The organism is Zobellia sp. OII3, from assembly GCF_002211465.1.
GTDB classification, from domain to species: Bacteria; Bacteroidota; Bacteroidia; order Flavobacteriales; family Flavobacteriaceae; genus Zobellia; species Zobellia galactanivorans.
Genome location: NZ_MWRZ01000005.1, coordinates 232,847 through 249,435, shown reverse-complemented (window position 1 = coordinate 249,435; position 16,589 = coordinate 232,847). Strand labels below are relative to the sequence as shown.

General features: G+C 45.8%; 7 protein-coding genes. All 7 read right to left on the bottom strand.

From position 1 onward, the window contains the following. Positions 1-79: 79 nt before the first annotated feature. The 7 genes from B4Q04_RS15130 to B4Q04_RS22855 all read right to left on the bottom strand — a co-directional run bounded on the left by B4Q04_RS15130 (position 80) and on the right by B4Q04_RS22855 (position 16,304). Positions 80-2,308 (bottom strand): c-type cytochrome, encoded by a 2,229-nt coding sequence (locus B4Q04_RS15130; RefSeq protein ID WP_088697321.1) that lies wholly within the window; start codon positions 2,306-2,308, stop codon positions 80-82. 101 nt (positions 2,309-2,409) lie between these two features. Continuing rightward, positions 2,410-3,897: a Kelch repeat-containing protein gene (locus B4Q04_RS15125; RefSeq protein ID WP_161496083.1), complete on the bottom strand. Its 1,488-nt coding sequence runs from the start codon at positions 3,895-3,897 to the stop codon at positions 2,410-2,412. A gap of 4 nt (positions 3,898-3,901) precedes the next feature. Continuing rightward, positions 3,902-8,965 carry a chitobiase/beta-hexosaminidase C-terminal domain-containing protein gene (locus B4Q04_RS15120; protein WP_161496082.1) on the bottom strand — a complete coding sequence of 1,688 codons (5,064 nt, stop codon included), beginning with the start codon at positions 8,963-8,965 and terminating at the stop codon, positions 3,902-3,904. Positions 8,966-9,000: 35 nt separating this feature from the next. Then, a complete protein-coding gene (locus B4Q04_RS15115) occupies positions 9,001-11,007 on the bottom strand; it encodes a hypothetical protein (protein ID WP_123772387.1) in 2,007 nt (668 codons plus the stop codon). Positions 11,008-11,137: 130 nt separating this feature from the next. After that, positions 11,138-13,717 carry a hypothetical protein gene (locus B4Q04_RS15110; RefSeq protein WP_088697317.1) on the bottom strand — a complete coding sequence of 860 codons (2,580 nt, stop codon included), beginning with the start codon at positions 13,715-13,717 and terminating at the stop codon, positions 11,138-11,140. 252 nt (positions 13,718-13,969) lie between these two features. After that, on the bottom strand, positions 13,970-14,953 hold the full coding sequence (locus B4Q04_RS22860) for a glycosyl hydrolase family 95 catalytic domain-containing protein (RefSeq protein WP_410543975.1): 984 nt from the start codon (positions 14,951-14,953) through the stop codon (positions 13,970-13,972). Further along, a complete protein-coding gene (locus B4Q04_RS22855) occupies positions 14,928-16,304 on the bottom strand; it encodes a glycosyl hydrolase family 95 catalytic domain-containing protein (protein ID WP_201723403.1) in 1,377 nt (458 codons plus the stop codon). The genes B4Q04_RS22860 and B4Q04_RS22855 overlap by 26 nt, the downstream gene beginning before the upstream one ends. Positions 16,305-16,589: the final 285 nt, after the last annotated feature.

Genomic DNA, 16,589 nt, shown 5'->3' with positions numbered 1-16,589 from the left:
CATTTTCTAAAACGAAATGGCCTTTTGTTATTTTCTTTCGGAACCTTAACAATCGAGTTATCCCCCACTTCCAAAAATATTACTTTCCTCCCGTTAACTCCTCAAGGGTCCAATACGCTTCGCGGTCTTTTACCTCTTCGCGTACCCTTTTCACATCCCTTTCGGTAATTCTATTGGTATCGTTCAGCTCGGTTCTTACATAGGTCAAGACATCGGCGATCCATTGATCGTCGTTCCCTTTCATTCCTGCCATTACACCAGCATATTTAATGCCATCTACCGGACCGGTAAGGCCGTTCAAGACAATTTTCAAGGGTACATCAATACTGCCCTTTACCCTAGAAGAGCCGACTAATCGAGGGGCCGTATTCTTAATCCCTTCGCCATTTGGCCCGTGGCAAGCCGCGCAAATTGTCTTAAAATGACCATATCCGTTAACCACACTATTCCTAAGCTCAGGACGTTCTAAAATGTATTTCTTCTTCAAGGTTTCTATTTCCAAAGGAACGTCTTTGATGCCTTCTTCGCCAATAACCGTTAGAGCCTCGTTTTCAGCATTTCCAGAAACGACCTGTTGCATCATTGTCTTTGCTTCCCCTATCGGACTCGACCTAAGGCTCAACAATAGCTGTACCAGGACCTCCTTATCGGAATCTGTCTTTAGTTGACTTACCGCGGCAAAGACTTCTTTGTTCGATACCTCTAGAAAGCGTTCGCTGATCCGGAGGGCCGCACGCCTTACCCTTGCGTCTTCATCCGCTAAAGCCGATAGTACGAGGGTTTCGTCTATGGCATCCATACCTTCCAAGGTCCACAAGGCATGAAGTCGGCCCAGGGCCAAATCCGTATCGTTGAACCACGACTTATAAAAAGCTTCCTCACCTTGTACCATATCCTTGAGTTCGCCAACCACGGCAATGTCCTTACGAAGAACCAACAACCTCTGTGCCGTTTTTCTGTACCATGCGTTAGGATGACCGAGATACGAAAGCAATTCCTCACTGGTTCGCCCCAACAACCTCTCCGGCCTACTAGGTTTCCCGCTTTCATGTACGATTCTATAAATTCTTCCCTTGCCAATATGTTTATCAAAGCCTTTTCTTTCGACCACGGGACGTAAAAAACTTCCTTTACGGACCCAATTTCCCTCTTGTATGATTCCCCTATACATATCGACGATATACAGGCAGCCGTCAGGTCCGGTCTTTGATTCTACCGGTCTAAAATTGGCATCGGTGGACGCCAAAAATTCGGTTTCCCCATAAGGATTCCGCAAGACAGTCTTGCCGTTTATGTGTTCTACTTTGGCGCGACGCACCAATCTACCCACCGGTTCCGGAATAAAGAGGTCGCCATAGGCCGGAAGCTGGTCGCCCAAAAATATAGATTGGCCACAACTCGCCGTAAAGTGGTTCAAGGTACCATCTTCCCGTAGACGTTTATTTCCTCCCTGTACGTCAGGGGTGCCGATAATCGGCCATACCTTCTCGAATCCTTCCTCCCATTTGCCGGGCATCTCCAAATTACCATAGGTAGGGTGTTGTTGGAATCCTAAGGCAGGTACTTCCCCCCCTGCACTCGAATAAAACAATTGTCCATTTTCGTCTTCGGTAAGTCCCCATTGCCCAACAGGCGCATCCCTCAGGGTATCTATCTCCATCTTACCTCGGGTAAACCGATATCTAAACGAATTTCGTGAAACGTACAACCAATTGTCTATACTCCACATCATATTGGCGGATTGATGTTCTAGATTGGCGTTGTCCCGAACCGTATCTTTCAAAATCAGTATTTTCTCATCGGCCCTCTTATCCCCATCCGTATCGCGGTAACTGTATAAGCTACGGTCATAGGTTTGTCCCACGATTACCCTATCATCTAAAGGCAAAAGAATCCTTGGTAAAATCAAACTATCAATGAATACGGTACTCTTGTCCATTTCCCCATCGCCATCAAGGTCTTCCAATACCGAAATCCTACTCCATGGTTCATTTTCATTGGTACCATCTATATCTTGCATATAAGTCAGCATCTCTGCCACATAGAGTTCTTGGTTGGGTCCCCAAGCAATGGCCACTGGTTCGTGGATCATTGGCTCGCTGGCTACGAGCTCTACACGATAGCCCTCTGGCAAATGCATAGTTTCCATACTTTCTTCGGGAGTCAACGACCTAACGGCAGGATCCCTGACGATAAGGGGTTTTTCATAAATTTTGCCCGTATCCCGTAACTCTTTTTTACAACTACTGCCCATTGCCATTAAAACGGACAAAGCCGGTAGTATAAAACGTTTCTTAAAAATGCTCATAGTATTTACTTTGATTTATTGGTCTTGAGGCAGTTGGTCCTTGCCATTATTCTCTTAGAATCGTTGTCTTTGATAGAACTATGGGTATAGCAACAGATTACCTACTTGTTTTTCAAGCGAAAAGTCCTGTTGTTATAACTCTTTCCTGCAGCCCCACCTGTAACGTAGAGCTGCCCATTTAGATTAAAACCGACACCCCAAGCCAATTCGCGAGGAAGGTCAGGCCCCATTTTCCACTGTTTGTTCTTAAGGTTGTATATCTGTACACCGGCCTGATTATTGGTATCACGTCCGCCCATCACCCAAATTTCATCATTTATACTCGCCACTTGGGGAGAGCGTACTTTTAGGGGCATATCTATAGTAGTCCACTGATTCGTAATCGGATCAAAGAGGGCCAGATACGTGTTGGCTACTACGATACAAATTTGGTCTTTATACTTACATCCGTAAATGGCTCCTTTTCCTTCCGGTCCTGTCGGTTCGGTGCGCCATTGGGTTTCCCCTTCACCTATACTGGTCACATATAAGGGCGCTTGGGCATCCCCTAACCAGTTGGTATATCCCATAACATAGAGCCTTCCCCTAGAATTAAAGGCCAAGGGCGCGGAGAGGTTGTTATTTAAGGAGGGTGCTGTTTTTACAGTTCCGCTTTTAGGGTCTACTTTTTGGACCATACGGGTCGTGTGCCTTTCCCCTTTTTCGGGCAGTAGGTCTCCCCCCGCTACCCAAAGCTGTCCGTTTAGGGTGCCGGTGGCACAGTATACTCTTGGAACCCCAAGGTCGGCGATGACCTCCCAATTATTCGTTTCGGGATCGAAGGCAAAAAGCTTGGAATACGCATAGCTGTCCATAGGATAGCCATACTCGGCCGTAAGCCCTCCTGCCATATAAAACCGATGGTCTAACACATCACCTCTAAGATCGTGGTTACTCCCGGGCATACGGGCGACCATTTCCCAGTTTTCCATCCATGCCCCCCCCAAATCTACGCTAAGGCTGCCTTCCGTGGTTACACAAATTACATCACCTCGATCATCGAGGCTCAACGATTTTAGTCCCTTTGGTATACGGTGAACTTTTAAACTAGGGAGATAGGAACTAGTTCCGTCCTTTGTGGTTTTCTCCAAATCGACCTCAATGAGGTTTCCCGAGTTCAACCCCAATAAGGCGGAACCATTGCTGCCTATGGCAAGGTCCATAATATCGCCTTCGGCCAAGCCCGTAAATTCGGCCCACCCTTGACTTAAATCCCTAAGGTCACAATACAACAAGCTCTTGTTACTCGCCAACCATAACATCCCATGTTCGTCGGCCAGTACCGTATGCCAAAGTCCTGACGGAGCATGGCTTAAAGTCTCCTTCTCCCAGACCTTCTTTCCCGCCGGGAGTACCATGAGCGTATTTCCCTTGCTGCCTTTGCTCGAAGTAAGGGCCCAATATGTATTCCCACCGTCATAAGTCAAGGAAATAGTAGATTCTGGAGGCCGCACAGGAATACTGCCATATGTTTTCCAAACAGGATCTGTATGCTTGCCCCCTATACAGGAACAAGCCACTACGAGCAACAAATAATATAGAAATCGCATAAAACTATTTTTCGGCATTATAGATAGTTTCGATTTCCTTAGCGGTCAAGACCCTATCGTATATGCGACATTCGTCCATGGTAGCATTGGCAGCCCCTGACCTATTGACCATCAGGTTGATTTTTGACGCCCGGCCGCTTCCCCTTCTTGCCGATTTGTTCTGTACTTGTACCGAATTGATCATTTGCCCATTAAAATACAGTCGGATTTCTTCTCCGTAGGTCGCTGCCACGTGAAACCATTTGCCTGGGGCCATGTCGGCTTCGTTCAGTTCCTTTTTTATCAGTCCGATGCCCCTGGCATAGTCTGCCTGAAGAGCACTCCCCCTATTCTCTAAGGTATATTCTTCATAGAAATAAGGTAGTCCCGTAACGAACATGACGTTTGACTTATCCTTAAAATTTATCCACATACTAACGGTCGCCGCATCTTCATGCGTATGCATTTCATCGACCACCAACTGTGAAATTTTCTTGAACAACCCTATTCCGTTGCCTATCTTCCCTGGGACGATTACACCACCCTCAACGACTGCGGAAACATTGCCCCCTCCGTTTACCGGGGTAAGTCCGTTTGTAATTTCCTCTGAAGCCAAATAGGCGACCAAACCTTTTTCCGGAATCTCGTTTCTTTCTAGGTGGACTTCCCTAAATTCACCAATCAATGTCTTGTTCTTGAACAATCCAGCCTTTACGACCGTCGACTTTGACACTTTTAAGGGGCGTTTGTACGATTGAATCTTTCCGTCATTGAGACTATACCGGATCTTGTACGCCTTGTCGGGAGCGGCCAATGACAACTGAGTATCCTCAAAAATTTCTATGGCATTATTGCTTAGTTCTTCCCCTGCAATTTTAAAGGTCGGCGTCAAAGGCACGGTAATAGCCGATACCGGAAAGTCTTGTACGGCATTGTCGTTGGGATATTTAACACTGATTTCCGCCTTACCAAGTGCCACTTTGATCTGTATCCGGTGCTTTCCCTTTTTGAGGTAAATACTGCCAGGTAAGGCAGGGGCGTGTACCCTTCTATGCAAGACGGTTTCGCCATCTATCACCAATTGCACACTGTTATCCTTACCATTGGGCATCATAAATTCATAGACGCCATCGGCCACGACCTCAAATAGACCGGTATAGACCATCAGCTTTCTAGGTGTATCATTGGCAGAAAGTGCAGTTACAAAACGATCTTCGTAAGGTTTTGATCCCTTCACTTCAAAATATGAAGGAGCCAATCCATTTTCAGGAATGTCATTATTGCCTCCCAGTAAATCGATTCGATCATATTTTTGAATCCTTATTCCCTGTACGGAGGCTACCTCCACGGCAGGGTGGGCCTTTAGCACGTGGATACGCTTCCCGATAATTTCCCCAAGCCTAGACCCGTTTTTAAAAGCAGCCACGTGTAGCGAATGTAAGCCGGGTTCCGTGACCACGATTTCCTGTAATTCCCTTGCCTTTGCTACAAGAGGGTCGGAACCATCTAGCGTATAGGCATACTTAAGTTTGGAATGATCGGTCAACAGTTTTAACCTAACTTGATCTACATGGGTTTCGTTTCCACGTAGTACAAAGGGAGCCTTGGTAGTCAACTCTTGGTCTTGCACCGGTGTATATTGTTTTTCTCCCGGTCGCTTAACACCCACCTTAATTTTATAAGCTTCCTCGATATCGCCTTTCCAAAACATGGGATCACAAACCAAAAGCCTGAACTTATGCTTGCCTTTGGCGAGGGCCACCTCCCCATACCTACTCTTGTACGAGAGTCCGTATTGCTTGTCTACACGTAAGACCGAAGCAGTTCCCATGCTAAAATCGATAGGGCCGTTAGAGCTTACCTCAAACCTGTAAACACCATCTTCCTTGGCCTCAAAATACCCTTCAAAAAGGTAGAAAGACTTCGTCATTAGGGTACTGGATTGCCTTGGTTCTGCAAATGGCACCGTAAAATTGGAGCTTGTAGAGGTAAGGATAGGCTTGTGATCTTCTACTTCAGGTAAAGATATTTTGTCTCCTTGAAAGAATCCCTTTTTATCATATATCGTTGTTTTCAACTCGTAGACCTTGGCAGAAAGGCCTTGAACACTCTGTACCTGACCGGAAGCTTTCAAAGGACTGGCCTTTTGGAAGGCAAATTCGGAAACCGGACTCCATTTTTCGCCAAATTCCCATGAGTCTTGATAGGTACGCGCCTTTAAAAGACAAGACTTGTCAATTTTAATGGGACCGTCATAGACTTTTGAAGTGGGACCTGGTTCGGTTCCATCAGTAGTATAATACACCACGCTACCCAATTGGGAAGGCTCAAAAGAAACCATCTCTTTGCCTATGAAGAGGCGGGCAGGGCGATACCCTGGATTATTGTGGTCTATGGTCCACTGCCCCTTCTCAATTAAAATAGGCTTACTCGGAGTGGCTTTAGAGTTCATAACATTCTTGCCATTACGCTCCATTGCGTAGACCGTACGTTCTTTATCGGTTCTCCCAAAAGTGTAGATATCGGTATTCCCCCCAACGTTTACCGTAAGTTGGGTAAGGTCATCCGACCACACCGTGGTAGGCAATTTGTCACCAAATCGAAAAGGAAAAAGCATTACCTTATACTCTGGATCAACGGCATTCGCCGGAATACTCAACATATTGTATCCCCAAGCTTTTTGAACATTGGGCAAGGGAAACGGAAAATTACTGTTTCTCCATAAAACCCTTACCAAGAGCATGGGATCTCCCTTTTTAGGATTGGGTTTCATAACGGGATATGAGGCCTCCCATGTTGCGGCCCTACCCCTATTCACATTATTATCGGCCATGGCCATAATGATATCGGTTCCTATTACGCCCTTGGTATTCAATTCTAAATGACGGTTCTGTGCCGCCGGGTTTACCTCATATACATACGAATCACCTATAAGGGGCATTCGCCAATCGTATTGATGGGCCTTGTCGTCTTTTTTCAAATCGTCAATGACCAATAAATAAGGTTTTTTTCCACGTGCAAAATGCATGGTACGAAACACGTGGTCCATATCATTGGCCCATTTTCCATATCGTTCCACACCACGGGTTTCCCCATGCCACGGACCGTAATCCAAGTGGCCGAATCCGTCATAGTGTTCCTTTATCCTCGGTTGGAAAGGCAGTTCAGAGAAGCGATCTAATTTATAGGCCGACTCCTTAAAACGTCCCATAATATGATTGACCTGTGCCAAGGCCGGATGGTCTAGTTCCATCAACTTTTCATATTTTCTCCAGCCGTAAGCCGTGGTCATTTCCACTACACTTGAGGCCGCCTCTGCGGTATTGGTCGCCGTCATCGAATCTCCAGAGACAGGCTGATAGACCCCTGCAAGTCCGTCTACGGTCACCAAGGCCCTATATGAGGCATCTCGGTAAGCCCCTACGTTTGGGCTCCAAGGAATACCATGTGACCATATTTGAAAATCACCATGTTGTGGAGTCTCATGTCCGGCGTAGTATTGGTCTACCCTATTCTCCATATGTACCAACATATCATCTTGTTGCCAACCATTGCCCATGGTGACCATACCCCGTTCTCCGTCATACCAAAAGCGGGGCATATCTTCAAACTGGTCTAATTCTTCCTTCTGTTCGTAGGATGTAATTTCAGAGGCCGTTATGAGGGTTATCCCTGGTAACTGAAACCACGATTTATGAAGTTTTCCCGAATAATCTTCGCCCTTCTTGCCTTCAAACATATCGGCATTGAATATGGAGTTCTTTATGTTGTATACAAAATCTACCCGGGTATCTTTAGGGTAAAAGTATTTCATTATGTGCCAAAACTCTAAATGTCCGCCTGTACCACTCCCTGGGGAGGTACGCCAAAATCGGGGTTCATCAAAACCTGTTCGTATATCTTCCAATCCGGGGGCATTTGGGCGTTGACGAGGCCGATGTACATAACGGTTGTATATTTTTCGGGCATTCAAGGCCTCCGATTCGGCCCTTGCCAAAAGATGGCTATGCTTTAATAAGTTGCGATTCCCCCTTCTACCAGCGGCCCATACGGCCAACATGGGTATAAATCCCTTGGTATTCTCATAGGTGGTACCACTGGAAGACAGGTCGTAATTTAATTTGTTCTGTAAACTCCACGTAGCTATAGGCAAGATCCTTTCATCATATCCTTTTTCCCCTTCAATGGCAAGTGCCAAGGGAATCCAGTTGGCCTGGCACGACATATGGTTATTGATGTACATCTGCCCGGGAATGGCCATTCCCGTGTCGTATTTTCCATAGGTGGCCTTAGCAATGACCCTACGTACAATGGTACGCTCTTCCTTGGTCATAAAATTATACCCATAGTCGTATTCCCATCCCAAAGTAAAATAACCTCCCGGGGTGTTGGAAAAGAAGTATTCCATGCCGTATTTTTCCTTTAGCTCCTCTACTCTTTTACGTCCTCCGGAATAATAGGCTTGGGCGTAGGTATAGGGGCCAAATTTTAAATCGGTCCTAACAAAGTCGTAGGATACATCTTTGAAGCTTTCCGCGGTTTCCTCATGATTTAGGATATCGATACGAGGTTCCAAATACAAGGCATGCGCCACAGTTGCCTCCGCTGCGCGCCTCCCTAAATCTTGATCATCGGTCAGCAAGGCCAAGAGGGCCCATTTGGCAATATTACCGTCCGCACCGAAAGGATTGGCATAATACTCAAAATTTTCAGGCACTTCCCATTGTACATTCTTGCGCAGATCTTCTAACTGCAGTTTGAAGAATTTCGGGGCCTGGTCTCCCATAGCCACCATCTTCTTCATTCGCTCAACATCCGACGGGCTCATGATTACCCTCGGATGTACCCCTGGCTCGGGTACCTCGCTCAGTTTTTCCGAATCAAAACCTTCACCCTTAAAATCAAAATCGACCTTGGGCATGGGAGGCAAATCTTTTATTAATCCGCCTTCCAAAATATAATCCGCATCCGGTCCGTGGCTTCCCTTATAGAAATCTTGTTCGCCTTTCGGAATATATTCTTGGGCAAGCCCTTCCCCTAAAAAAAGGGTTATGCAAAAAGCTAATAAAGTCAATTTTTTAGTACACATGTGCATTCTGTTAAAATTCTGTAGTAAAGTTTATATCAATATCCTAAAAAGGGGATTCGCCCTATCTCCAAGCCATCGGTCTCAAGTACCGGTTTTATCACGTTTTTTCCATTGACCGTCTGATAACGGACCCCTTCGTCTATGGGGCTGTATTCCGTTTCTATAAAGAGATCTCCCCGGTCATACTTCACATATCTATGGGGATTCTTCCTATAATGTTGATACGCCTTATAATTATCTTCCACCTTTGCCCCGCCCATCTTTTTCCTAAACTGTTCAAAAGATGAATACTCCTTCGTAGAAGCCACTTCACATACAAAACCATTCCCTATTAAAGCGAACTGATTACGTGTAAAGTCGATCGGTTTCCCTTGATAATTGAAGAACTCTATGACCGTATAACCTTCCCTCTCTTGAATCCGAAGGTCGTATTCCGAACCATAGTTTACGGGTACCAGTGGCACAAACGCCATATACACATCCCCATCTTTCACATAAATGGTCTTATGGCCTTTGGCCGTAAAGTCTTTTCCCGAGATATTATCATCACCCACCCATATTTCATCTATGGTGTTGGCCCCATCCCCCCAGTGATCATTGGGAATATAGATACCTACGCTTAGGCTACTTACTTGTTCCCGGTTATATCGTTTTGGACGATAGAGAACCACGGCGGTATTTTTATGTTGGGTGACCAGGCGTCTTCCCCTTTCACTGTATAGAATTCCCCGATCTCCATATCCGTCGGTCGGTCCCGATAATTTTTCCTGCCCATTGACAATAAAGCGCGAAAAGATGGTCGCTGTATTTTTGGGGCTCTTATCTATGTTCTTTTTAGGATAGGTAAGCAAAAAACTTTCGGTCTGCTCACCTGAATGGTAAGGTATAGAAGCGGAACCTATGGTATACTTTTCGGTCATATAGGTTTCTATGCGACTGTTCCATGCCCCGTAAGGTTCCAAATCGTAATCGACAAAGGGGTCCATGGCATCGGCATTGAGCCCCAACTTCTCCATTCCCCTATCGTCATAGCTGGCACATCCATCTGCGGTAGCAAGGAAATGAAATGGATATTGTCGGTTCTTTACCCAATCGACAAGATATTTCGGACAATGGTACTCATTTCCATAACAGGAAGCCGCCCTCACCTTTATCCATTCTTCACTGGGAAGGAAATAATCGTCAAGACGGAAGTAAGGAGTAAGGTCGCCCAATACAAAATCGAACATAGCGAACGGAAGTCCAACCCCTCTCATATCCCATTGATATGCCCTCGACCAAGGCCCTACCATTTTGGCCGTAGGGAGGTGGTAATGTGCCAATACATCGATCCAAAGACGCTCCTCTATTTCGAGGGCCAATTTTTTAATCGTGCTATCTTGCGTCATCTCGGCGATCATAGCTATGGGCTCTATCTGTAAAAAGCAATAAGCCTGCGAACTGTATTCCGTGTTTACCCCACTACGGGTAAGTTGCTCCTTGAACATTTGCAAACGTTCCCTGCCTTTGTCGACCTGTATCGTATAACCGGTACGCTCGCCGTACAAAATATTGCCACAGGTGGCCATACAGGGAAAATTATCATTGGTCCCTACAAAGTTCCAATGGTCTTCCAAAAAGCCATCGGCAATGGTTTTTAAGTGACCTTCGAGCTTTACTTTGGCCCTTTCACTGACCAGCGCGCCGTATTTTGACAGTAAAAAGTTGACACGATGCCACTCTTGATAGTAATCGGGAAAATTTTCGAGGTAGCGATTGGCTTGGGCAATGGCCTTTTTATGGCCCGAGGCAAAGGCCGCTTGACAATAAGCCAGCGGTTCCAAAGAACGGGTAAAACCCCACTCTTCCTTTCCTTTCCACTCTCCCTGTTTTGAAAAGTAGGCCAAGCGTTCGGGCGTAAAGAAATGCTTCAGTTGGTCTTTGGCCCTCTCTTTATCAAGATGGTCATATGAACGGTCTAATTGGCCCTTTGCCTCCGTCGGTAAAAGTGCCATAACGAATAGACAAGCTGCAAAAAGGAATGTTTCGAACGTTTTTTTCATTTGGTTTGGTCTTTGTTCCCGGGGTCGGTTTATCGGTTTTACAATCGTACAATACGACCGGGCGATACAGGGCCGGCCCTAACCCCAGATAGTGAATCGGTAAATTATGTTTCGCTTCGCACAAGCCTTTTTAGATTTCTGCGATTACTTTTCCCTTACGGATTACCTTGTAGGTGGTACGCCCCTTTTCGTCCTCCTTAAAAATGACCCTATCTTTCTGGTCTTGCCATTCTATGGAGACTTCGGTCTTAGATTCGTTCCATTTTACCAGCGGTTTTTCCTCTCCATGATAGTAGGGAAAAAGCAGCATCTTGAAATTAGGATTCACCCCATAGGAAGGAATGACCAAGCGCTTGGCCATACCAAAACTTCTGCCATCGGGCCAATCTCTTGCATCTTTGTATTCAAAGGTTTCCAACCGTATCTGGGGATTCTTGAACTCATCTTCGGGAACGGTACGATCCAAAACCTTGACCAATAATTGGGCGTCTCCCTCTTTCGGTTCGAATTTTAAGGTACCCCAGGCCCCTTCGGTCCTTTTCGTATCACCGCCTAGTATGATTTCGTCAATTTGAAGACTAAGCATTTCCACATCGCTATCGACCATCATGATCCATTCATAGGTGTGGTCTTTGCTGTCTTTTTGAATATCGTCTACCACCAGCGCATAAGGATGTGCCCCTCGAACGAGTCCTGCCGAACGAAACGCTTTTTCAACGGGATTGTGCTTTACACGAACCGGACGGGCATATTCATCCCACATTCTGGGATCGCCACTTTCAAAGCCGTTGTAGTAGGCTTCGACCACAGGTGAACGGTCGATATTCGCCTTCCAGTCAAAATTTGGGTGTTTGGCCAGCCATTTATCGGTTTCCCCGGTCAAGTATTCCCATCGTTTAAAACGGCGTCTTGGTTGGTCTTTGTCGGCAAACCCGCTCAATGTACCTTGCCAATACCAATCGTACGCATACTTGGCGTTCAAAACCCCAAACGTAGCGTCGTCGTTATCTACAAGGCCCAACCATTCTCCCGGGGGCGGCACATAACCTTGTCCCTTACCGTCGATGATCACACAATTATGATGTCGTGATTCTATACCCCTAAAACGATCGATCGCCCATGCCCTTCCGACTCCAGAAAAGGTAAAATTACCGCGATCGGCATGTTGATGGCTTGGCCCTATTTGGTCATCGCGGCATTCCAATTGTAGCTGTACCTCATCGTCACCCCAATTCGAACGGGTAATCAAGGACTTGCGTTCGGGATCAAAATACGTATTTGGGAGTCCTAATCGCTTTCCCGCTTCAAAATCGATCGGCAAGGGGTCATCCGCAAAAATAATTTGATATATGACATAGCCTCTTCCTCCGTCCAACTTATCGCCGCCGCCATTTTGATAGGCGAGGGTTTCTTGTAAAACATAATTTACCAAAGGATCTTGGGGATAACTCCGCTTCCAGGCGAGAAGGGTCTGCAGGGTAGGCCCGGCCTCTCCCCCATCACCATGGCTAAGAAAACGTGCACCTCCCGGCTGTACCGAATTGGCATACCATTTCAATGAGTTGTACCAACGCTTCTGATTCCATAGATTATGCCCTCTTCTGGCCATGGCCACAAGTGCGGGCCCGTGCCATCGCAAACCATATTGGGTATATCCTATAGCCTCTTTGCTCATCCCCATTTCTGACCATCCGTATTTTTGGTAATCGGTCTGAACTTCTTTCTGGTGTTCGTAGACACGAGCATCGTTACCCTCTTCCCCTTCAGTAGCCAAAGAGGTCAGCAATAGTCCCGATCCTACGGCAACCCAGTTCCAATTACGGAAATGATGGGGCATATGTGAGCCCATGGCCGTCTTTCCTTTGGTGTAAGTATTCAAAAGGTTTCTACAGCTCTTCTGCTGTCTTTTATTCATCCAGTTATAGGCGAAATCATATAAAAAGGCAAAATAAGGCTCACCTCCAATGGCGTCTTTTCGACCGCTACGCCACACATCACTGTTGAGTTGTGAATTGAATTTTAAAGCATTGCCATCATCCCCTCCTTGGGATAGAATTTCCGACGCGCTTTTAAAGGCTCGGTCCATTTGATCCAAATTCTTTTGATAGACTTTCCCGAGGTTGGTTATCACCGTGGCCAGTTCAGCCCCTTTTTCCGTGTCGTCTCGCAATAGGCAGTCGAATGTTTCCAATAAAAGGACATAAAGAAACTGCGGACGGTGGTGCCAACTCACCCCATCGCTTTCCCCTGCTTTGGCATAATTATCAAGTAAACCCTTAGCTTTCTTTATATTTCCGGCCAATAAGGCTTGATAGACATTGTAACTGGCCGTATGTTCCTTACGGATCGATACATCTTGGTATGCCCTTAAGTTTTTTAAGGCGAGCCTTCCGGTCTGCGTATTCTTGGACCGGTTTCTAATATCCTCCAAATCCTCCGGGGAAAATAAAATTCTTGGATGCACCCCAGGTTCAGGTACGGTTCCGAAGGCATCCTTTACAAAGAAAGGAGAATCAAGGGCCTCCATCTTGATTTCAGGGGAAGCGGGCCATTGATATTCCCCATTAAGAATTTGTTCCGCGGAATATTCGCCCGGAAGCTCCTTCTTTTTTAGCAAATTTTCTTGTCCCCCACCAGAGACCTGTCCCTCACTTTCGTTATAGGCCAACAGCCCTATAAAGCAAAGTGCTACAGTTATTCTTTTATTCATAACTAGATTCAAGTTTTATATTCGACTCAAAATTTTATTTCTTCAATACGCCTTTTCCGCCCCCTCTTGGGAAAGAGATCCTGCTGAGAACAAAATAAGGCCACCTTCCCTTTTTTTATCGGTCCCCAAGGTGCAATCTCTTACGCTAAGGTTGCACAACAGGGTTTTAAGGCCTATATAATGGGCGTTCATAAAAATATTTCAAGCAGAAAGGAGCTTGGCATCTACCCTTTATCAACTTGGCTAAACAAGTTATTCCAAGCCCTTATACTCCATTTTTTTCTTCATGGCCTTTGAACCGTAGTAGTTGCCAACGCGTCGTTTTTCGGACACGGGTTTTAATACGAAATGCTTTGTTTGGTCAGTATGCAGTATGACCTCTTCATTTTTTTTCAAATCAATGGAAAAGAGTCCTTCCCCTATGTTCTCCATTTTAAATTTTCGCTTCCCCGAGGTCAATATTTTCCCTTTTATTCCCGGTGCTATTATCAAGGGGGCCCCTGCCAGACTCTTTATTTTCACAAAATCGGTTTTTCCTTTTTCGCGTTTGGCAGAAACCAGAAAAGCCCCTTCCGTTCTCAGGTCGGCAAAACTGGCATCGGCCCAGACATCGGGCATTGCCGGAAATACCCGTATCTTGTTTCCCCAACTTTGCAGAAGCATATCATGAATACTTTGGGCCCCTGAAAGCGGGGTCTCGATACAAGGCCCATCTTCAACATATAAGGTATTCGGCCGAAGAAATTCGCCCCACAGTCCTTTCAAATAGTCTAAGGCCAGATTGCCCTCCCCTAGGGTCGCGGCCATAGACGAAGCACCCGTATACGAATACCCCATTAAGTATTCTTTTTTAGATTGCCAATGATTTAATGACCGCTGTATCCGTTCCCGTCCATTAGGCTGATCAATATGTACCAGGTGCAAGGGATAAACCATTAATAAATGTGAAAAATGACGATGCGATCTGTCATAGGCTTGGTCCTTTCCTATCATAAAGCCTTCTTCATTTTCGGGAAAATCAACTAGGTTTTCCAATACATCTTTCCATTTTGGAGCCAAGGGATCGGAAATTTGCAGTATTTCCGCACTCTCCAACAAGGTTTCACACCCCCAACGGATCAACGCCAAGTCAAAATTACAATCGTCATAAGATTGCCCATATTCAGGGGAGTAGGTCTTGGGTAAGTGTAATTTTCCATCGGGACCTCCCTTAAGAAAATAGAGGTAATAATTGATTGCCCCCCCTTAATAAGGGAAAGACCTTTTCTCTCAGTAACGATTCGTCCATAGAATACCGGTATTGCAACCACAGATTATGACAGGCCCAAGGAAGCAGCCCGATTTCAGGTGTATTCGCTTGGTCAAGTATCCAATCTCCCGAATCGACTCCCGGAATACCCACCGAGGCAATGCAGTCAGTTCCTGCCGCCCTACCGATTCCATAGGACTCTTTTCGGTAAACTTCTGGTAAATTGTTCCTTAGGTTTTCACGATTATCCCACAAAGCATTGAGCAAAGACTCCCCTAAAGGCAAGCGGTTTGAGGTGTAAACCGGCCAATAGGTCAATTGTACGTTTAAATTCCATGTAGCATAGGGCCATGCCGTTTTTTCGAGCCAAGGGCCGTGATTATCAATATAAGCCCGGTCTTTTCTGGTTGCCGATGCCAGTTTGTACATCTGTATCCAATAAAAGCTTTCGAACTTATTATCGGGAATGGATACAAAACTCTGTGGATAATAGTTATGCCACCATTGTCTATGGCTACGCTCCAATTCCGAAAAGTGCTTTGCGCGAGTTTGGGCCACTGTTGCCACTGCTAGGTCTTTGGCTTTGTTATCGGGCCAACTGTGGGATACATTTACCACCAAGGTCCTGCCCTTGCCCGTATCGATTTCTTTCCAAGCCGTTACCGTCTGTCCCGATTCCAAGAGGGGCTGTAAGCAATAGGAAATACCTTCGGTTTCCCCCAGTTCAAAGGGAGGATTCTCTTTGTAGCCTTCAAAAACCCTAAACGGCTGATCCTTATCAATACCCCACAATTGTCTGGGGCTGATAGCCTTTTCCCCCTCCCACTTCCATTCAAAACCATTCTCCCCTTCGGTGGCGTTCACTTCGGTAACCACCAGCATACTTTCGGCATGAACATAAGACCTGAGATGTATTTCACCTGCACTGGTTCTAATTTTAGCGCTAGTCTCCGCATTCCACAAATCAAGGCGCATAGAAGCCTCTTCTATTTCCCCTTTGGGCACTAACAGAAAATGGCCTATTGGCAAACGCCCTCGACTATACGGTGTTTCCCCTTGATCATCACCCCTATGGTCTTGAACGTCGGAACGGCAGATTTCCATTCGAATAGCGTTTTTACCGGGAACCTTATAGAGCATATTCCCTAGCATACCGTTCCCCATAAAAGCTCCTTCCGTGTAGGCTTCAGGCAATTGTTCCCAAACCAAATCGTGATCGGACAGAAAGGACGGCCAATCGAGTTTTACCTCAACTTCAGGTATCTCGCCACAGCTACCCATTATCGTACCGATGCATAGGACCAATAGGGCCCTTACCATTTTCAATGAATTACGCATTTGTTCTTTTTTGCATAGTGAACATTCCCTTTATTCTTTTTATTTCGTTCTGTATGAAGTTTTCTCTCGCCCTACCGTTTATATAAATGCCCCATATCAGGTACAATGCCCTTTGGGATTCCAAAAAAATTAAGACAAGGGTGTTGCCCGAATTTTGGTATTTTCAGAGGGTTTTAAAGGAGGGATTGTTTACGCCCATTCCCCGTGATTACTGTCTATGACAGAAAAAACAGTAGTATCGACGATATAAGTTTAGTGGTAGGTTTTGGAAAGGAAATCGTCGGT

Excerpts from the sequence above, each read along its gene's own strand:
- B4Q04_RS15130 (WP_088697321.1), bottom strand. The coding sequence starts at position 2,308 with ATGAGCATTTTTAAGAAACGTTTTATACTACCGGCTTTGTCCGTTTTA.
- B4Q04_RS15125 (WP_161496083.1), bottom strand. The coding sequence starts at position 3,897 with ATGCGATTTCTATATTATTTGTTGCTCGTAGTGGCTTGTTCCTGTATA.
- B4Q04_RS15120 (WP_161496082.1), bottom strand. The coding sequence starts at position 8,965 with ATGTGTACTAAAAAATTGACTTTATTAGCTTTTTGCATAACCCTTTTT.
- B4Q04_RS15115 (WP_123772387.1), bottom strand. The coding sequence starts at position 11,007 with ATGAAAAAAACGTTCGAAACATTCCTTTTTGCAGCTTGTCTATTCGTT.
- B4Q04_RS15110 (WP_088697317.1), bottom strand. The coding sequence starts at position 13,717 with ATGAATAAAAGAATAACTGTAGCACTTTGCTTTATAGGGCTGTTGGCC.
- B4Q04_RS22855 (WP_201723403.1), bottom strand. The coding sequence starts at position 16,304 with ATGCGTAATTCATTGAAAATGGTAAGGGCCCTATTGGTCCTATGCATC.